At 56.0% G+C, this 19,546-nt stretch carries 20 protein-coding genes and 1 tRNA gene; 20 read left to right on the top strand and 1 reads right to left on the bottom strand.

What is annotated here, in order from left to right; all coding sequences use genetic code 11:
• The 8 genes from FJY67_06775 to FJY67_06740 all read left to right on the top strand — a co-directional run.
• The coding region (locus FJY67_06775) for a polyribonucleotide nucleotidyltransferase (protein ID MBM3329159.1) at positions 1-1,732 on the top strand (1,732 nt) is incomplete at its 5' end.
• A 76-nt stretch (positions 1,733-1,808) separates the two neighbouring features.
• Positions 1,809-3,071 (top strand): insulinase family protein, encoded by a 1,263-nt coding sequence (locus tag FJY67_06770; protein MBM3329158.1) that lies wholly within the window; start codon positions 1,809-1,811, stop codon positions 3,069-3,071.
• Between the two features lie 435 nt (positions 3,072-3,506).
• Positions 3,507-4,124: a hypothetical protein gene (locus FJY67_06765; GenBank protein ID MBM3329157.1), complete on the top strand. Its 618-nt coding sequence runs from the start codon at positions 3,507-3,509 to the stop codon at positions 4,122-4,124.
• 173 nt (positions 4,125-4,297) lie between these two features.
• Positions 4,298-5,392, top strand: a complete 1,095-nt coding sequence (locus FJY67_06760; protein MBM3329156.1) for an aminotransferase class I/II-fold pyridoxal phosphate-dependent enzyme — start codon at positions 4,298-4,300, stop codon at positions 5,390-5,392.
• Positions 5,389-5,829, top strand: a complete 441-nt coding sequence (locus FJY67_06755; protein ID MBM3329155.1) for a dUTP diphosphatase — start codon at positions 5,389-5,391, stop codon at positions 5,827-5,829. The genes FJY67_06760 and FJY67_06755 overlap by 4 nt, the downstream gene beginning before the upstream one ends.
• Positions 5,829-6,596, top strand: coding sequence for a polysaccharide deacetylase family protein (locus FJY67_06750; protein ID MBM3329154.1), 768 nt, complete (start codon positions 5,829-5,831; stop codon positions 6,594-6,596). Before FJY67_06755 ends, FJY67_06750 begins: the two co-directional genes overlap by 1 nt.
• Positions 6,597-6,725: 129 nt before the next feature.
• Positions 6,726-7,103: a MerR family transcriptional regulator gene (locus FJY67_06745; GenBank protein ID MBM3329153.1), complete on the top strand. Its 378-nt coding sequence runs from the start codon at positions 6,726-6,728 to the stop codon at positions 7,101-7,103.
• 33 nt (positions 7,104-7,136) lie between these two features.
• Positions 7,137-7,210: transfer RNA gene (locus FJY67_06740), tRNA-Pro, on the top strand.
• Between the two features lie 138 nt (positions 7,211-7,348).
• Here the strand turns inward: FJY67_06740 and FJY67_06735 are convergent.
• Complete coding sequence (locus FJY67_06735) at positions 7,349-10,477, bottom strand: M6 family metalloprotease domain-containing protein (GenBank protein ID MBM3329152.1); 3,129 nt, start codon at positions 10,475-10,477, stop codon at positions 7,349-7,351.
• Positions 10,478-10,742: 265 nt separating this feature from the next.
• On the opposite strand from FJY67_06735, the gene FJY67_06730 reads away from it, so the two are divergent.
• From FJY67_06730 to FJY67_06675, 12 genes are all read left to right on the top strand, one after another.
• The gene (locus tag FJY67_06730) at positions 10,743-11,180 is read left to right on the top strand and encodes an NADH-quinone oxidoreductase subunit A (protein MBM3329151.1); all 438 of its coding nucleotides are present in this window, start codon (positions 10,743-10,745) and stop codon (positions 11,178-11,180) included.
• Positions 11,180-11,665 (top strand): NADH-quinone oxidoreductase subunit B, encoded by a 486-nt coding sequence (locus FJY67_06725; GenBank protein ID MBM3329150.1) that lies wholly within the window; start codon positions 11,180-11,182, stop codon positions 11,663-11,665. Before FJY67_06730 ends, FJY67_06725 begins: the two co-directional genes overlap by 1 nt.
• Before the next feature lie 30 nt (positions 11,666-11,695).
• Positions 11,696-12,214, top strand: a complete 519-nt coding sequence (locus tag FJY67_06720; GenBank protein MBM3329149.1) for an NADH-quinone oxidoreductase subunit C — start codon at positions 11,696-11,698, stop codon at positions 12,212-12,214.
• A 107-nt stretch (positions 12,215-12,321) separates the two neighbouring features.
• Positions 12,322-13,446 carry an NADH-quinone oxidoreductase subunit D gene (locus tag FJY67_06715; protein MBM3329148.1) on the top strand — a complete coding sequence of 375 codons (1,125 nt, stop codon included), beginning with the start codon at positions 12,322-12,324 and terminating at the stop codon, positions 13,444-13,446.
• Positions 13,447-13,571: 125 nt separating this feature from the next.
• A complete protein-coding gene (locus FJY67_06710) occupies positions 13,572-14,096 on the top strand; it encodes a hypothetical protein (GenBank protein ID MBM3329147.1) in 525 nt (174 codons plus the stop codon).
• A 95-nt stretch (positions 14,097-14,191) separates the two neighbouring features.
• On the top strand, positions 14,192-15,235 hold the full coding sequence (gene nuoH / locus FJY67_06705; protein ID MBM3329146.1) for an NADH-quinone oxidoreductase subunit NuoH: 1,044 nt from the start codon (positions 14,192-14,194) through the stop codon (positions 15,233-15,235).
• A 22-nt stretch (positions 15,236-15,257) separates the two neighbouring features.
• Complete coding sequence (locus FJY67_06700) at positions 15,258-15,659, top strand: four helix bundle protein (GenBank protein ID MBM3329145.1); 402 nt, start codon at positions 15,258-15,260, stop codon at positions 15,657-15,659.
• Between the two features lie 83 nt (positions 15,660-15,742).
• Positions 15,743-16,324: a 4Fe-4S dicluster domain-containing protein gene (locus FJY67_06695; protein ID MBM3329144.1), complete on the top strand. Its 582-nt coding sequence runs from the start codon at positions 15,743-15,745 to the stop codon at positions 16,322-16,324.
• A 52-nt stretch (positions 16,325-16,376) separates the two neighbouring features.
• Positions 16,377-17,924, top strand: coding sequence for an RNA-directed DNA polymerase (locus tag FJY67_06690; GenBank protein MBM3329143.1), 1,548 nt, complete (start codon positions 16,377-16,379; stop codon positions 17,922-17,924).
• A 214-nt stretch (positions 17,925-18,138) separates the two neighbouring features.
• A complete protein-coding gene (locus FJY67_06685; protein ID MBM3329142.1) occupies positions 18,139-18,690 on the top strand; it encodes an NADH-quinone oxidoreductase subunit J in 552 nt (183 codons plus the stop codon).
• Positions 18,691-18,775: 85 nt separating this feature from the next.
• Positions 18,776-19,081: an NADH-quinone oxidoreductase subunit NuoK gene (gene nuoK / locus FJY67_06680; GenBank protein MBM3329141.1), complete on the top strand. Its 306-nt coding sequence runs from the start codon at positions 18,776-18,778 to the stop codon at positions 19,079-19,081.
• Positions 19,081-19,546, top strand: a 466-nt coding sequence (locus FJY67_06675) for an NADH-quinone oxidoreductase subunit L (GenBank protein MBM3329140.1), incomplete at its 3' end; no start/stop codon positions are given. The genes nuoK and FJY67_06675, both read left to right, overlap by 1 nt.

Raw genomic sequence — 19,546 nt, 5'->3', positions numbered from 1 at the left:
GGTGCGGGTGGGACTGATCGATGGCCAGTATGTGATCAATCCAACCAACGGACAAAACGACGAATCGAAACTGAGCCTCTACGTCGTCGGCAGTCGCGATGCGATTACGATGGTCGAAGGGCATGCCCGGGAAGCCTCGAATCAGGAGATGATCGACGGCATATTCTTCGGGCAGGAGCACATCCGGAAGATCGTCGAGTTCCAGGAGGCGGTCCTGGACGGCATTCGGAAGCCGCCGCGAGCCTTCGAGCCGCCGGTCCGGGACGCGGAACTGGCCGCCAAGGTAACCGCCATCGCCGAAGCGGAGGTTCGCGCCATCGCCCGTGAGACTGACAAAGCCCGGCGTAAGGAGCGCAACAGCGCTCTGCTCGACCGAATCGTTGCCGAGACCGGTGTCGAAACGACCAAATTAGGCGAAGTGAAAGCGCTCCTGAAGGAGATGAGCAAGCGCGAAGTGCGCAGCAATATCCTGAAGGATAATTTCCGCATCGACGGCCGGAAGGACACCGACATCCGGGAGATTACCTGTGAGACCGGCCTCCTGCCCCGCGCTCACGGTTCGGCGCTCTTCACCCGCGGCCAGACGCAGGCGCTGTCGGCAGTTACCCTCGGCACCAAGGAAGACGAACAGAAAATCGACAACCTGGACGAGGACGGCTACCGGAAGTATATGCTCCACTACAACTTCCCACCCTACTCGACGGGCGAGGTGAAGAACTCGTTCGGCGTCAGCCGGCGTGAGATCGGTCACGGGAAGTTGGGCGAGCGCGCACTCGAAGCAGTGCTGCCCGATTGGGATGAGTTTCCCTATACGGTGCGGGTAGTGTCCGAGATCCTTGAGTCGAATGGATCATCATCGATGGCAACCGTCTGTGCCGGATCGCTGGCTCTAATGGATGCCGGGGTGCCGGTGCACAAGGCTGTCGCGGGCATCGCAATGGGCCTCATCAAGGAGGGCGACGACTACCGTATTCTGACCGACATCCTGGGCGACGAGGACCACCTCGGCGACATGGACTTCAAGGTCGCCGGGACGCGGGACGGCATCACCGCCTTCCAGATGGACATCAAGATCAAGGGGATCACACCGGAGATCATGTCGAAGGCGCTGACCCAGGCGCGCGACGCCCGGCATCAGATCCTGGACGCGATGGATCGCTGCATCGACCGGCCAAACGGGGACATCAGCCCCTTTGCGCCGAAGTTCATCACGCTTAAGATACCGACCGACCGGATCGGCGCCCTCATAGGCCCCGGCGGAAAGAACATCCGCCAGATCATCGCCGATACCGGCTGCACCATAGACGTCGAAGATGACGGGACGGTGCGGATCGGCGGGACCGACGGACCGTCCAGCGAGGAAGCGCGGCGGCGGGTCGAACTGGTCGCAGCGGTGCCCGAAGTCGGCAAGATCTACAACGGGACGATCAAGCGAATCATGGACTTCGGCGCGTTTGTCGAAATCCTGCCCGGAACCGAAGGCTTGATGCACGTCTCGCAGATCGATCTGAAGCGTGTCGATCGGGTGGGAGATTACTTCCAGGTCGGCGACAAGGTCGAAGTGAAACTGCTGAAGATTGAAGCCGATGGCAAACTCGACCTCTCGCGCAAAGTGCTCCTGGCGGGTTACGACCCGGCGAACGACGTTCCACGGGAACGGCGTCCGCCGCGCGACGACCATCGGGGCGGCCGCAACGGTGGTGGTCGGGACGGCGGCCGGTTCCGCCGGTAACAGCAAGTAAGGACTCTCGCAGAGACGTGTGAGGCGCTGGACACTGCGCTCTCGCGCGTCTCTGTGAGAAGTTTGAATGGCTAACTCCAACATCAAATTAACGGTCTCCAACGGCTATCGGAAGACCACCCTCCCGAATGGCCTGCGGATCGTAACCGAGGATATGCCCTCGGTGCGAAGCCTCTCGATCGGGGTCTATTACGACACCGGCAGCCGCGACGAGCCGGAGGATCTTTCCGGGATCTCGCACTTCCTCGAACATATGAACTTCAAGGGAACGAAGCGTCGGTCGGCGGCGGCGATTGCTCGTGCCATCGAAGGTCGTGGCGGGCATTTGAACGCCTTCACCTCGAAGGAATCGACCTGTTTCTATGCACATATCGTGCAGGATCAACTGCCGGTGGCAGTCGATGTGCTGCTCGATATGACGGCGCACTCGCTCTACGATTCCGACGAAGTGAATAGGGAGCGGGGCGTAATTCTTGAAGAATTGAAAAACGTTGAAGATACCCCCGATGACATCGTCTTCGAGCATTTCATGGCGCAGGTCTATCGGGGACACCCCCTCGAACGGCCGGTCCTGGGGACACGGGAGGCGTTGGCGCGGATCGATCACAGCGCACTGATTGCTTATCGCGACCGGCATTACCTTAACGGGCGGACGGTAATCGTCGCTGCAGGACGGATCGATCACGACTGGCTGGTGCAATTGGTTCAACGGCGTATAGGCGGAGGAGCCGACAACGGCCTGCCGCCGCGGGCAACTCCACCTCCACCGAACGAAACCACCTCGCGGCAGGACCTAAAGACGACGACCCAGCAGACGCACATCGTAATCGGCTGCCGGTCGTTCCGGTATCAAGATGAACGTAAATATGCGCTCCTGGTGCTCAATACGATCCTCGGTGGCGGGATGTCGTCGCGGCTCTTCCAAAGAGTGCGCGAACGGCACGGGCTGGCTTACTCAGTCTATTCGTTCAATGACACCTACGAGGATACCGGCGTCTTCGGGGTCTATGCCGGAACCGAGCCGAAGCGGGCTGAAAAGGCGCTGCGGCTCATCCAGCGCGAGATCGACGACCTGACGGCACGGCCGGTGTCGAAGCGGGAGTTGAACTTCAACAAGGACCAGTTGAAGGGTTCGCTGCTGCTGAGCCTCGAGTCTCCCACCAGCCGGATGCAGCGGATCGCCAAAATGGAGATCTACACCGGACGGATGTATTCGCTTGATGAGGTAACTTTGCGGATCGAGGGAGTGACTGCCGATGATGTGCAAGCCGTGGCGCGGACGCTCTTCCTCGACCAACCGATGCTGACGACGACGCTCAGGCCGAATTAGGCGGGCGAGCTATTGCATACTTAGGTTAATTATGAACAAGAAATTACGCGCAGACGAACAAGCCTTTCGCTTCGCTAGATTAGAGCGCGTCGCAGGTTTGATTAGACATATGCTCAATCTAGCATGCTTGGTTGTCTCACTTTGGATCATTGGATCTACACAAAGGCCTTCGCGGGCAACATACATTGGCTGTTGTGATCGCAGAACTTCATAGTAACTTCATTAAAATGGAGTTATCGATTCGATGGTCTTTGAGCATCTCTTGGGCTATTACTATCCTCAGCATTGCATATGGCAGAGACAGCGGTATCTTAGAAAGAAGTCAATAGCCGCCAAGCAACCACATGTCATCAATCTCGAGAAGCAGATTGATCTCAATCGTTCAAGCAGCGGCATCTCCGAAATGGGCAACACCCAAAGCGAAGACAGATAGCGATGAGTAATGAGCTCTTTGCTACTTTATTGCTACTCTTCAGTTTGCTGGGACTTGGGTTGGTCTGGCACCTATTCGTCAAGGAGCTGCAACGCGACGCCTTCAGACAGAGGGTGTTTGCACTTCGTGACGAACTATTCGACTACATAGCCAGTGAAAACCTGGGGTTCGATCATCCGGCCTACATTCACTTCAGAACCCTCTTCAATGGCGCAATACGCTTTTCGAATCGGATCCGGTTGTTCGACTTATTGGTTTTGCGTCTCTTAGGGAAGCGCCTCGGCTTTACAAAAGAGAACGGCGATGAGTATCAGGCTGAACTGCTCTCTCTACTTAATGGCATAGGTGAAGAGCAAACGAGGAAGCACTTTGAGCAGTTGCATTTGAGGTTCACCGTTTCATTAGTTTGGCTAGTCGTATCGACATCTCTTCCGCTTCTGGCGTTCGCTTCCATCACACTATTGCTGGCGTCGATTTACTTGTTAATGCGTAGCGGGTTGCAGTCCGCAGGGCGAGTGGGCTTGATCTTGGTGGGGAAATTGACTGATCGCCAACCAGCTGGAATGCCATCAGTACTGGAGGCTTATTCATTCGTTGAAGGAGGGCGCTTCAACAAGTGATCATTCGCTAAGGGCATCCAAAGGCCGCATTTGGAATTGGCTTCAAGCCGCAAGTCGGAGTCCTCTTGCCATCTTCATCCCCCATCCTTTCCGCAACCCGCACCCACAATATCACCTACGCCGTCCGCGACGTAACGCTCGTCGCGGATGAGGTCGCCCGCACCGGCCGGGCGATGCTCTACCTCAACATCGGCGACCCCAACAAGTTCGACTTCGCCACTCCTCCTCACATCGTCGAGGCCATCACCCGGGCGCTTCGAGACAACCTGAACGGCTATGCGCCCTCGTCGGGGACGAGTGAAGCCCGGGAGGCTGTTCGCCGCTACGCCGAACGGAAGGGCCTTCGGGGAATCCAGGACCTCTTCATTACTCACGGCGCCAGTGAGGCGATTGAACTCTGTCTGACGGGCCTGCTCGAGCCGGGCGATAACGTCTTGGTGCCGATGCCGGGCTATCCGCTCTACACCGCTATTCTGGCGAAACTGCAGGCAGTTGAGAACCCCTATTACTTGAAAGAAGAGGACAACTGGCAGCCCGATTTGGACGACATCGCAGGTAAGGTCGATGCCCGGACAAAGGCCATCGTCGTCATCAATCCGAACAACCCGACCGGTGCGAACTGCTCGCGAGAGTTGCTTGAAGGCTTGCTTGAAATCGCAAGGCGCCATAACCTCGTCCTTTTCGCGGACGAAATCTACGACCAACTCCTCTTCGATGGCCGGGAGCACGTCTCTCCGGCGGCGCTCGACGACAAGCATCCCATCATCACCTTCAACGGCCTCTCGAAGAACTATATCGGCCCGGGACTGCGGATCGGCTGGGGGATTGTATCGGGCGAACGGTCGCGGTGGGGAGACTATCTTGAAGGCGTCAACCGCATGCTGCGGGCACGGCTATGCGCCAATCATCCGATAATGACTGCGATCCCTGCTGCGCTCGATGGCGATCAGAGTCACCTCGCCGATTTGAACGCCCGCCTCACCCGACGGCGGGACTTGACGGTGAAGATGTTGAATGCCATCGAAGGCGTATCCTGTGTGGCACCGGGCGGGGCGTTTTACGCCTTCCCGCGCATAGAGATCGAGGACTCGGATGAGGAGTGGGTGAAAGGACTCATTAGGAAGACCGGAGTTGTCGTCGTGCACGGCAGCGGGTTTGGACAGAAGCCGGGGACGCATCACTTTCGGGTCGTCTTCCTGCCTCCCGAGGAGACGCTCAGACGCGCTTATGGGCAGATCGGGGAGTATATGAAGGGGAGATTCATCTGAAGATTGCGATCAAGAGGCTCCCCCATTCGGAAGGCTTGCCGCTTCCCCACTACGGAAGTGCCGGCGCAGCCGGCATAGACTTACAAGCCGCGGTTGAGAGTGAGGTTGTCATATTTAGCGGGAAGACTGTTGCGATACCGACCGGTATTGCAGTGGCGATTCCGGAAGGATTCGAGGGCCAGGTGCGACCTCGCAGCGGGCTGGCGCGCAAGTTCCAGATCGGAATATTGAACGCACCCGGCACCATTGACAGCGATTATCGCGGTGAAGTGACGATCCTCTTGACGAACTTCGGCCCCGAGCCGTTCGTCGTCCGACGGGGCGACCGGATCGCGCAACTAGTCATTTCCCGTTATGAACGGGTTGCTTGGGAAGAGACACAGGAACTTCCCCCCACTCAGCGTGGTGATGGCGGATTCGGGCATACGGGGATCTAATGGGCGACGTCCCGGCACTTCTCTATCATAAGATTACCAATGAGTGGGAAGTCGGGGTCACCTGGGTGACCCCGATTGCATTTGAACGGCAGATGAAAGCGCTCGCTGATGCCGGATGGACGACGGTTCTGCCCGGCGAAAAAGCCGGTGAGCGGGTGTTTCATCTGATCTTTGATGATGGATATGAGGGTATCTTTCAGAATGGGCTGCCGGTCCTGGAGCAACTGGGGTTTCAAGCGACGGTCTTTCTGCCGGGAGCTTATATCGGACTGGAGAATAGTTGGGATCATCAGTTGCTGGGGCGTCGGCACCGGCATTTGGGCAGCGCGATGATTCGCCGTCTCGTCCAGGCCGGATGGACAATCGGCTCACACGGGATGACTCACCGCGCATTGACCCACCTGACCGACGACGAAGCCCGGCAAGAGTTGATTCAGGGCAAAGCCGTTATAGAGGAGATCACCGGAGAGGCCTGTCCGTGGGTCTCCTTTCCTTTTGGACGCTACGATAGCAAGATCATAGACTTGTCCCGGGAAGCGGGATACTCTGGAGCGGTTGTTCCGACAAGGAGTAATGCCGTTGAGCCGGACTTTTCGCTCATCGTTGCCGATGCCGTCTATCAGCCGGCGACCCGTAGTCAGGCACTACGACTGGTAGGGCGGCAGGGGGCGCTCTATTATGGAGGACGGCTCGGGCGCCGGTTCGTCAACCGGGCATCAGCCGGGACTATACTCTGGAAAACGTTGTTTCAGTCGAAATTGCAGTAGCAGGCTCTCGCCAAGCTGCAACGCAGCATGGAGTCCCATACCTTGCTGAAATGCCGCGAGCGCGGAGGGAGAACGGCTTGTCCAAGGGCTGAAGGGACGCTATATTGGGAAAGTTGTTTCAAGCGTTGGATGCGGTCCATCCTGCAACGCAAGGGAGCGTTCTTGCCTTCAAGCCCGCTGGCTAAACTCTACTACTCCATCGGCGAGGTGAGCCAACTCACCGGAGTTGAGCCGCACGTTTTGCGCTACTGGGAGAGCGAATTCCGCGAACTTTCACCGCGCAAGAACCGCGGCGGCAAGCGGCTCTATCGCGATGGCGACATTGCTCTGGTGCAGAAGATCAAAGAGTTGCTATATGAGCGGCGTTACACCATCGAAGGCGCCCGGCGCTATTTGCGCGAGGCGACGGTGAAACAGAACGCCAGACCTGTACCGGTTCACGCGGCGATGGCCGGGGAAATCCGGGAAGGGCTGCTTGAACTGCGCCGAATGATTGATGAGCGATAGCGGAGAGATTATCTTACAGGTCGGAAGAAAGCCCGGGGCGTAGCGCAGTCCGGTAGCGTACCTGAATGGGGTTCAGGTGGTCGCTGGTTCAAATCCAGTCGCCCCGACAGGAATGAGGAAGCCCGGTCCCTGGTGGATCGGGCTTCACTGCTCAGGTCTCACACAAAGCGCAGTTTGCCCCGATTTATCTTGGCAATGCCGCAATGAATGCGGCAAACATGTAGTTGTAGTGATGCATAATCGCACTATTTGAGCAATATCAACCGGCCCGAGTGTCGCTCGCCGCCCGCTGAAAGCGTAACAAAGTATAGCCCGGCGGGAGCGCGCCCGGCATGCCATATAAAGGCGTTCCTTCCAGCGGGCAGCGGGCCTATGTTCTGATCGAGGATGCTCCGACCGAGCAGGTCGGAGAACGTGAGGGATACCTCCGAGGATCGGCGCAGTTCGAACACTATGCGCGCTGTGCTATTGAAGGGATTGGGCGCAATGGAAATCATACTAAGGGTGCGCGGTATTTCGGGCGCGGTCTCGCCAGGACTTGGGGCATCGAGCCGGACGCCTCGGGTGGCGAGGCTGATGTTGAAGACGGGTCTCATTTCGCCGCCTCCTACGATCGAGAGGTAACTATAGAGCAAGCGGGGTTCGCCTTCCCACTCGAAAGCGCGGGCGCCGAGGAGCATACCATCACGCTCAACGCCCTCTTCGCTCAGTTCCAGCACTGCTCCGCCCCAGGCTGCGCCTGCTCTGCGCGTCAGCAAATCCTCGTAGCGAACCGCCGCTTCGCCGAGGCGATAGTTGCCTTCCGCGTCGGCGCCGAGATAATAGAGTAGTCCTGAGTCGCCATCCAACTTGATGGAAGGTGAGAATAGGCCGGATTCATCGAAGGACTCCTCGTCGCCCGAAGGAAGCAGGAGCGGCTCGGGCTGGACTTGCCATTCCCCACCGACATCTGACCTTGCTCGACCAATGGCTTGGACGCCGCTGGTATCGACGGCTCCGAAGTCGCAGATGAAACCGCTCTCCGAGTGGTTCAGGCTGAGATTGCCAAAGAGAGACAGTTCGTCAAACCACTCATTTGCGCCGCGAATGAATGGCTCGGCAGCGATCTCCCACTCAAGTCCATCGTCCGATCGAGCCGTTCCCAGTGCTGGAATCGTGAGGTTGCCGTCGGCTTCCATGCCAATCATTGCCATTAGATATCCCTCAGGCGTCCGAAGGATGTCGAAGCCCATAATACCGCGCGAAATCCACTCGAGGTTCGGATTAGGCCGCATCACCGGCATAGCGCGCCGTTGCCAGGTGCGACCTCCATCATCGCTTTCAGCATAGCCGACCGCGAATTCCCACTCCACCGGCGCTTCGCCACCCCCTACGCCAACATACCAGCACTTCAGGACGCCGTCTTCCACCAACAGGCAGGGAAGCGCAGCACCAAAGCGGTCCCATGAGCCATCCCGCGCCGACATTACAGGACTTAAATCGAATTTGAACCACTGATCGGGATTGCCGTAGGCGACGGCAAAGGTGAAGCGAGATTCAATAGCCCGCATCCCGTCGGTTCCTCGCACCAGAAGGTCGAAGTCTGCCAATCCCGAGGCTGGAGCCGTGTCGCTTAGTGCGAGCAGGAACTCTGTCTCTCCTGCCCGATTGCGTCCCGGGTCGATATCCCCGAAGTGAATCGAATCGATAACCACTTCGAAAAGGGGCGAGTCCGTCACGAGGTGCGCCAAGATCTCTTGCGCTGTGCGGTTACCGTTATTGGCGAGAACGATTCGTAAGAGACCGGCTTCGCCGCTCTCGAGGCGCCCGTCACCATCGCCGTCCGGATCGGTTAGATTAGTTCGGTACAGGCTCAGCACGGGACCGTCGGGTGCGGAGACCCGGACATTACAACGAATGATACCATCGATCAGTTGGATATTGCTCACTTCGACTTCGGTCGGCTCGCCGGTATTGCGGTGACTGGACGGGACGCTATAGGCACCGAAATAGTTGCGGACGCGCTCGCCCGCCCAATCGGTAGAGTCTTCGGCGGTAGTATCATAGCCGGGCCAGAGGTCTCCATCGTCGCCGCGATTGGGGTTGTAGAGATTTCGGTCTGCCGGGCGGACGCGACGGCCATTCAGTTGCTCAAAAGGCTCGCCATCGTGCAGGACCGGGGAGGCTTCTTCGATATCTACAAGGCGGCGGGCATCGTTGCGGTTCGACGAGCGCGTCTCGTCGATATGCATAATGAGCAAGCCCTCGGGACTACGAAGATTGTGGTCGAACTGGCGTCTGGTGAGTCCGGCGTCGAAATTGACAGGCTGGCGATTCTCGAGCAGAAAGTACTCGCGTCCGGCAGCACCGCCGGTCCATAGTCGATAGACAACGCCGCTCTCAATGACGGGCGCGATCTGAAGGCCTTCCTGGCTGCGGTCGATGTTGACCACCTCGACCCAGCCGAGCCGTTTCTTGGCCCAGCCGCAAAGGTGCGACGGCGTCGAGCCTTCGGGATCGCCATACTTGCGGCACCATGCGCCTCCGCCCATCAGGCACCACTCTCCGACTCCCTCCGAGGTGTCATCGGTATCATAAAGGTCGGGCAGGCCAATGGCGTGGCCAAACTCGTGGCAAAAGACGCCAATCAGTCCCGTTTGCGGTTCGATGGTATAGGTCGAGAAGGTTACGCCGTCGTATTGCCGCTCGTTGATCGACCACTTGTGAGACCAGATGTAGTCGGCGCCGACTTCTTCCGGGAGTTCCTCTGCGCCGGGTCCGGCGTGAACGATGAACAGGCCTTCGGCGACGCCATCGCCGTCGTTGTCGAAGACGCTAAGGTCGAGATCCTCGTTGGCGAGGGCGAGGGCATCTTCGACCAGACGCTGCACATTGCGGGGGTATGAGCCGAAGCCGTAATCGTCGTCAGTCCCGGCCTGGCCGTCGCTGTTGCAGTAATAACGGTAGTTCTGGGGTGCGCGGTACCACCGGGTGACGGTGCCGGTGACGGTGAAGAGGCCGCCCGAGACCTCGGTGTAATAGTCCCGCATCGAGCCGGTGTAGCGGCTTCGCGAACCGGGATAGCGGAAGGAGTTTTCCGAAAAGAGCATCTCCCGGATATGATCGTCGGTGTAGATCAGGTCGTCGTTAGGGAAGTTCTCATCCTCGCGGTGATCCCAGGGGTAGTCGGCGAAGTCGATCAGAATCACGAGGCAGCGCCATTCGCCTTCGAGGTCGGGGGCGTCACGACGGGCGAAGATCGGCGACGGCTCGTTGACGCCGGCCGAATATACCGGTTCAGGCACTCCCAGACGGGACGGAACTGCCATGAGTTGGGACAGGCAAGTCGATAGCAGCAGCGCGACAAGATGGGGACGCACGGAGCAGAGGTTCATCGGGTCGGGGATGCCAGGTTGAACTGCGAATGAGTGTGCGCTATGCAGTACATTAACATAATATAGAGATAGTCTGGGGGCATTCCTATAGCCACCGCACGTTGGGGAGCCCAATGGCCTGGCTGTGCGAAATAACGCATACGGGTGATTTAGAGGGTTGGCTGATGGAGAAGCAAGTATTGACTTTGATGGCCCGGTTGTTGCAAACTTGGGGAGTCCGATGAGCCGCCCGATGAGGCTGACTCGTGCGTAAAAAGTGATTCAAATGCAGTTCACCCCCATACTCATCTTTTTCGCAACCGGTGCGCTGGTCGTTTTGGCCGCGCTGGTTGTGAACCGGCTGCTCGCACCCCGTAAGCCGGGTCCGGTCAAGGAATCGACCTATGAGTGCGGCGAAGAGCCGGTCGGGTCGCCTTGGATCCGGTTCAACACGCGGTTCTATGTCATAGCGTTGATCTTTCTCGTCTTTGACGTCGAAGTGTTATTCACCTTTCCGTGGGCGCTCAATCTGCGCGAATTGGGTCTTTTTGCCTGGATTGATATGGCGGTCTTCTTTGCAATTCTGGCGGTAGGGCTGGCTTATGTCTGGGGGAAGGGGGACTTGGAGTGGATCAAACCGTCCAGTGGCGCATCACGGACGATAAGGCGACCTGCAAATGCAACGCCTGACGCCGGGCAGGGATCGCCGGGGGAAGCAGGATAATGGGCATACTCGAGGGGCAATACGGGCCGAACGTGATGATCACATCGCTCGACAAGGTCTTCAACTGGTCGCGTTCACGGTCGCTCTGGCCAATAACCTTCGGACTGGCCTGCTGCGCGATTGAGATGATGGCGACGAGCGCGTCGCGATTCGACCTCGATCGGTTCGGCATCTTCTTCAGGCCGACGCCGCGGCAGTCGGATTGCATGCTCGTCTCGGGCACGGTGACGGTGAAGATGGCCGAGCGGATCAAGCGACTCTACGAGCAAATGCCGGAGCCGAAGTATGTGATCGCGATGGGCAGTTGCGCCAACTCAGGAGGGCCTTACTGGGAATATGGCTATCATGTCATCAAAGGCGTCGATCTGATTATCCCGGTTGATATCTATGTTCCAGGCTGCCCGCCGCGACCGGAAGCGCTTATCGACGGCTTCCTGCGCTTGCGCGAAAAGATCGAGCGCGAGACCATGGCCCGACAAGCGTAATAATCAGTCAGCAAAAGACGGGAGTCACAAATGACAACTGCTGAAATGTTCCGGTTCCTGTCGGATGCTCTACCCGACGCAGGGCTCGAGTTCGACGAAACACGAGCGCTGCCGACGGTGACGGTTCCTGCCGGGCAACTTTCTACGATGGCGATGCTTCTACGCGATCATCCGGATATGGCTTTCGACTGCCTGATGTGCCTTTCCGGGGCTGAGCGCGATGGTGGCTTGGAGGCGATCTACCACCTCTACTCGATGCCCAATGACCATAAGATCATCTTACGCGTGAAGGTGTCCAAAGAGGATCCGGTTGTGCCGAGCGTTACCCCGATCTGGGAGGCGGCTAACTGGCACGAACGGGAAGCCTTCGACATGTTTGGCATCCGCTTCGACGGACATCCCGATCTGCGGCGAATACTCTGTCCGGACGATTGGGAGGGGCATCCACTCCGAAAGGACTACCAGCCGCCGCTCTGGTATCACGGCATACCGGTGACGGTCAACGTCCCGGGCGGCGCGACGACGCCGGACAGCCGGGCTGAGTCGTAAGTGCTCTATCGCGATAGTCTGAAAGAGCGAAAGTGTCAAATCAGGAACTGAACATTCCGCTCGGGCCGACGCTCGAGAAATGGGAAGCGGCAGCCCCTGACGCCGAGATCGTCCACGGCGAGCGGATGATCCTGCAGATGGGTCCGCAGCATCCCGCCACGCACGGTGTGCTAAGGCTCGAGTTGGTGACCGACGGCGAGATGATCGTCGCCGCGACGCCGCATATCGGCTATCTGCATCGCTGCTTCGAGAAGGTCTGCGAGAATATGCAATGGCCGCAAGTCGTGCCCTACACCGACCGGCTCGACTACCTCGGCGCGATGAACAACAACTTCGGCTATGCGCTCGCAACAGAAAAGTTGTTCAATATTGAGGTCTCAGAGCGAGTGCGGACGATCCGCATCCTGGTCGCGGAACTGAATCGGATTGCCAGCCATCTCGTCGCCATCGGAACCTATGGGCTCGACATCGGCGCCTGGACGCCGTTTCTGCTGCTCTTTCAGGCGCGGGAGCACATCCTCGACCTGTTCGACGAACTGTGCGGCGGTAGGCTGCTCTACAACTACATCACCGTCGGCGGCGTAACGCACGACTATCCGGACGGCTGGCTGGCAAAAGTGCGGGAGTTCCTCGTCTATTTTCAGCCCAAGATTCCGGAACTGAACGACCTTCTCTCCTACAACAAGATTTTCGTCGAGCGACTTGCAGGGGTGGGAGTCATTCCGGCCGATCTCTGCATTCGGTATGGCGTAACCGGCCCCAACCTTCGCGGTGCCGGTGTCAAGTGGGATTTGCGCCGCAATGATCCCTATAGCGGCTATGAGGACTACGACTTTGAGATCCCGGTTGGCAGGGGCGAAGTCGGCGTGCTGGGCGACTGCTTTGACAGGTATATCGTCCGGGTGAAGGAGATGGAGCAGTCGGTGCGGATCGTCGAGCAGGCGCTTGACCGCCTCGAGCGGATGGAACGAGACGACGTGCTGGCGGCGATCCCGAAGACTTTTGCCAAGGTGCCGGCAGGGGAACTTTATTTTCGGACCGAATCGCCGAAGGGGGAGTTAGGGTTCTACATCGTCTCGGATGGGAAGGCGAAGCCTCAGCGCCTGAAGTGCCGCGCGCCGTCGTTTTGCACGCTCTCGGTGCTGCCGGCGGTCTCTCCCGGACTTCTCATAGCCGACATGGTCGCCCTGATTGGCTCAATAGATATTGTCTTGGGAGAAGTAGACCGATGAGTAAGACTGAGGATGTTCGCCGCGTAGGGCGGGATTCCGATCCCGCCATTCGTCATTCCCGCGCAGGCGGGAATCCAGTAGGGCAAGCAAGTGCATTCAACCAAGCAATAACCTTAAGGTGAAATATGCAGATAACAAAAGAAGATGTGAAGAAGCGAACCATACTCGGTAAAATTGGTGAACTTGAAGCATACTCCCTTCTTGCAAGGGCGGGATTCAAAAGCATCGTCAATTTGAATGATGCAAACATGAATCAAGAGTTTGCCGACTTTCTGGCAGAGAGAGATGGAACGAAATATGTCATCAGCGTGAAAGCACGGAACAAATGGGAGCGAGTTACATCAAGGTATCCTAAGCCGAGGATAAATTCCCGTTACAAATTGGGTCAAAATCCCGAAGTTGCGCAAATGCATGCAAGAAATGCTGCCCAGAAATTTGATGCGGTACCTGCATGGCTGGTGCTTGCGGTTGAAGAAGACTCGTACGAAGCTTACTTCGGTACAGTATCTTTACTACAAGACCTTGGCCTCAATGCTGGCGGGGTCAACATGAGTCCAAAGTATACAGCAAAGTATGAATGTCTGGCAATAGGACAATCTCATAATTACGTCTTCAACACCTTTTGGAATGAAGCGCCGAGTGGTGACTGATCGCCTGGATTCCCGCCTGCGCGGGAATGACGCGCCTTAGGCGCGTTTAACGGCGGAATCGGAATTCCGCCCTACGCGGAATTGATCTAATAACGATGGACATTTCACCACAAATACTCACATTAGCACTTAGCGTCGCATTCGCCGTCGGCGTCGTCGGCTTTGTCTCGGTCTTCGTCTTGCTGGCGATCTGGCTGGAGCGGAAGATCAGTGCTCACATGCAGGATCGCCTCGGCCCGATGGAGACCGGCGGTTGGCACGGCTGGTCGCAGACCATCGCCGATGCGTTGAAGTTGCTCCTAAAGGAGGACATCATCCCGAAAGCCGCCGACCGGCTGCTCTTCAAACTGGCGCCCTACATCGTCTTCACCGGGACGTTGGCGTCGTTTGCAGTGATCCCGTTTGCAGCGCACCTGATCGGCACTGATCTCAATATCGGGGTCTATTATCTGGTGGCGGTTTCGTCGCTGGTGGTGATAGGCATCCTGATGGCGGGCTGGGCATCGAACAACAAATGGGCGCTTTATGGCGCGATGCGTTCGGCGGCGCAAATGGTGTCGTATGAAATCCCGATCGGGCTTTCGCTGCTGGTGCCGATCCTTATCGTGGGATCGCTCTCGATGGGGGAATTGGTCGCCGCGCAGGCCGGCGGGTTCTGGCATTGGACGCTCTTCAAGTATCCGCCGCTGGTGTTGGTGGCTTTTGTGATCTACTTTTGGGCGTCGCTGGCGGAGACCAATCGGACGCCGTTCGACATTCCCGAAGCCGAGTCGGAACTCGTGGCGGGTTACCACGTCGAGTATTCGGCGATGCGGTTCGCGATGTTCTTTCTAGCGGAATACGCCAATATGTTCGTCGTGGCAGCAGTTGCGACGGCGCTCTTTTTAGGTGGCTGGTATGCGCCTCTTAAAGTGCTCGATGTGCCCTCTTCGGTCAGTCCAATCTGGCATAACGTAGTCGGGCTCGGCTGGTTCAGCGGCAAGGCGATACTGCTGGTCAGTGTTCAGATGTGGCTGCGGTGGACGCTGCCGCGGCTGAGGGTCGATCAGTTGATGCACATCTGCTGGAAGGTGTTCCTGCCGTTCAGTTTCGCGAACGTGCTGCTGTTGGCGCTGTGGGTGGCGCTGGGAAGAATGTAAAATGTAAAATGTAAAATGTAAAATGGAGAAAGGACCAATATTGCTTAGTAAAGCCAAGAACCCACCCGAAGATTTGCGGACAAGGACAAAGCGATTTGCGCTGGCAACAATTCGTTTATGTGAAAGTCTGCCAAAGGGGAGAACAGCCGACATTCTCGCGCGTCAACTCATTCGTTCAGCCTGTTCGGTTGGAGCCAACTATCGTGCCGCTGACTGTGCGCGATCCAAAGCCGATTTCGTTTCCAAACTTGGCATCGTTCATGAGGAATGTGACGAAAGCGTCTATTGGTTCGAACTTTTGGTCGAATCGGGTATACTTGCGAAGGACAAAGGCGAAGCCGCGATCCACGAGGCAACGGAAATCGTCGCTATAATTGTATCATCTATCAAGACCGCCAAAGACAGTCCGACGTGGCGCGGTTGATCTAAGTTACATTATATTAACATTCTACATTCTACATTCTACATTCTACATTCTACATTTTACATTCTACATTTTACATTCGATTGCCATACTTCAAAGACATATACACCGGCGTCTCCACGGTCCTTCTCGGAATGTGGGTGACGTTCAAGCACCTCTTCGAGCCGACCATCACCGTGCAGTATCCGCGCGAGGAGTTGCCGATGCACCCGCGGACGCGGGCGCGGCTGGTCAATCACATCGAAGAGTGCGGGTATTGCCTTTCGTGCCAGAAGGTCTGCCCGGCGCATCTCTTCACCATCAAGGGGGTGCGTCGCGACCCGTCGCTGCCCGAAGTGATCCTGCCCGACGGCAAACCCAAGAAGATCGAAGTCGTCCAGTTCGACATCGACATGTCGAAATGCCTCTACTGCGGACTCTGTGTCGAAGCCTGCGATACGCGGTCGCTGCGCTGGGAGCAGCCGGTCGAGGTGGTGTCGCACTCGCGCGCGGAATTGTTCCGCGAGTTCGCCATCTACAGCAAAGCGGAGCGTGACGAACTGCTGCAGAAGGAGGAGGAACGGAAAAAGGCGGCTGCTGCGGCGAGGGCGGCAAGCGCGCCCGTAGCGGCGGGGGCGAAAGTGAGGAAAGGGAAGGGAGAGGAGATGAAGGAAGGAAAGGAGTGAAAGTGAAGTACCACAACACTCAGACGCGAACTATTCAGCGCGGAGTTTAGAAATGGCGAATACTCGAGCATCAAAGTCACTGTTGAAAATGTCGGCAACTGAGGCGAGAAGTTTCTTTCTCAAATCTGAAAATTACTTCAATAATGACTTACCGGAGTATTTTAACTTTACATCCCTGCTTCAGGTAGTTAGTAAATATATCGAAAGTCACAGTGATGGCTGGAATGGCAAGCCTAATTCGTATGAGAAGGTGAATTACAAGATACTAAGCAACAAGGATGGTAAATACGCATGGAGGCCTTTGCAGTTAATTCATCCTGCACTCTACCTCAAGTTAGTCAATGCTATTACAGTTTCTGAGAACTGGAAGTTATTGTTAGCGACTCTTAGTTCTTCCCGTGATGATCGTATTCAATGTCTTAGCATTCCGGTGGAGTCGTTAGGGAGACGTAATAGAAAAGCAGAACAGATACTGAAGTGGTGGGATGGTATTGAGCAAGCTTCATTGAAGCACGCGCTTGAATGGGAGCATATTTTTCATGCTGATATAGCTAATTGCTATAGTGAAATATATACCCATTCTATCTCATGGGCTATACACGGAAAGCCGTTTATGAAAAAGCCTGAAAATCGTGATGATAAATCTCTCATTGGTAATATTATTGACTCTTGCCTCCGGGATATGCATAATGGCCAGACTAATGGTATTCCACAGGGTTCAGCGCTAATGAATTTCATTGCTGAAATTGTTTTGAGGGCTTGCGACAAAGAACTCGAGCGTCGATTGAGTAAAGACAATGTCGTCGATTATAAAGTGCTTAGATATGTAGATGATTACCGTATTCTTACGTTTTCGGAAGATGTAGGCGAAGAAGTGTTGAAAGCACTATCAGAGACACTGCAAGAGTATGGACTCCGTCTTTCAGTATCTAAAACACGCGGAAGTAGTAATGTTATAAGTGAATCAGTTAAAGCAGATAAGATTGCGCTGTTCAAGCGAGGCGGTTTGGATAATAACCCACAGAAGAAGCTCTTATTCATTCATAGTCATTCATTGGAATTTCCTAATAGTGGGAGTGTTACAACACTTTTGACTGAATTTTATCGAAAAGAGTTCCAAAAAGATGGAAAGTTACTTGATGTAAATGCACTTAGAAAGAAAGGCACGATTAAAGATCCTGAGATTCTCATTTCTATTACAGTTGATATAGCGTTGAGAAATCCGAGAACCTACCCCATTTGTAGCGCTATCATCAGTGCTTTACTAAAGTTACTTGGGAGTGATCTCCGTCTCAAAATTCTCAGTTCTTTGAGAGATCGTTTCGAACGTCATCCTAATACTGGATTCATGCAGATTTGGCTCCAACGCATCAGTATAACATCTGGCCAGAAGTTTGGACTTGGGATGCCTCTTTGCGATGTGGTAGATCAATCTAGTCCGGATAATTCATCTCTATGGAATAGTGATTGGATGAACCATGCTACACTAAGAAAGGTTATTAATCGCACAAGCATTATAGATCATGTTGTGAAGTCTTCCATGAAGGATGTAATCGAACCTCGGGAAGTTGATCTCTTTAGGAATCGTAATGATTCATGATAGTGTATCTCAGGCAGGTAAGTGCTGATCTGAGAGGGTTTGTAGTTTGTAGTTTCGGCGTCATTTTCACTCTAACGCGCTAATGTAGTGAACTTAGCCCGCGTAAGGGAGATTTCCAAGTCGCCCGACAGGAATCGGCGGCTTGGAATCCGCCGCTACGCGCATTAGTCATCTCGATTCCGGCTTTCGCCGGAATGATGAGACTTGAGATAAAATGGAAATACTCAAACACATCATCTTCTACCTTTTCGTCGCGATGACGATCGGGTCGGCGTGTGTGGTGGTCTTCCACCGGAGGATCATTTACTCGGCGTTTGCGCTGTTAGGCACGTTCTTCGGGGTGGCGGCGCTATACCTCTACCTGTGCGCGGACTTCCTGGCAGCGTCGCAGGTGCTGATCTACGTCGGAGGCATCCTGACGCTGATCATCTTCGGCGTCTTCCTGACCGCAAAGATCACGTCGCTCGACATCCCGCAGCAGACCCACCAGCGGTTCATCGCGCTCGTGCCGGCAGCGCTGTTGGGGGCGGGGCTGGTGGGAATGATATACGGGACGGATTGGAAAGGTCTCCCCCCCCTTAGTTCCCCCCCGGTAACCGGGGGGGAAGCGGCGTTTGCCGCCGGGGGGGCACAACCCACCGCAAAGGGGCTTGGGAGGCTACTTCTCACCGACTATCTGGTGCCGTTCGAGGTGGCGTCGATGCTGCTGCTCGCGGCGCTGGTCGGTGCAATGCGGCTGGCAAGATTCTACCGAAGGGAAGATTAAACTCTACCACAAAGAGCACAAAGAACACAAGAGATTTATCCATACCTTCGTGAACTTTGTGGTCTTTGTGGTGAAAATTGGCGCTATGAACCACCTCACCACATACCTGATCATCTCCGCCATTTTGTTCATACTGGGGCTGTTGGCGATGATGACCCGCAAGAACGGTGTCTCGGTCCTGATGGGTGTTGAATTGATCCTCAACGCGGCCGGGTTGAACTTCGTCGCCTTCAGCCGGTTCAACGGCGGCAACCTGAACGGGCAGGCGGCAGCACTGTTTATCATGATCATCGCTGCCGCTGAAGCCGCTGTTGCGCTCGCGATCTTCCTGAATCTCTATCGGCTCCAAGCCACAGCCGAAGTTGACAAAGCCTCGCTGATGAAGGGCTGATGATACCGCTCTCACTTTACATCCTCCTGGCACCGCTGGCAGCGTTCGGAGTCGTCATCTTCGCGGGGAAGCGGCTTCCGCGAGGCGGCGATTGGGTCAGCCTGCTTGCCATTTGGAGCGGACTGGCAGGTGCGCTCTATCTCTTCTTCACCTGCTTGTTAGGCCACTACGACCCGGCGTTTAGGGTCGAATGGAGTTTCGACTGGCTGCGGTGGGGGAATTACCGCCTGGCGATCGGTATCGTCATCGATAATGTCGCACTGATGATGCTGGTCGTCGTAACGCTCGTGTCGGCGTTGGTGCACCTCTACAGCGTCGGCTATATGCACGGCGATCCGAAATATCATCGGTTCTTCGCATTTCTGTCGCTTTTCAGTTTTTCGATGCTGGGGCTGGTGTTAGCCGATAATCTGTTGATCATCTATGCTTTTTGGGAATTAGTCGGACTATCGAGTTATCTCTTGA

The organism is Calditrichota bacterium (assembly GCA_016867835.1).
Classification (GTDB): domain Bacteria; phylum Electryoneota; class AABM5-125-24; order Hatepunaeales; family Hatepunaeaceae; genus VGIQ01.
This window is presented reverse-complemented; position numbering and strand designations above follow the sequence as displayed.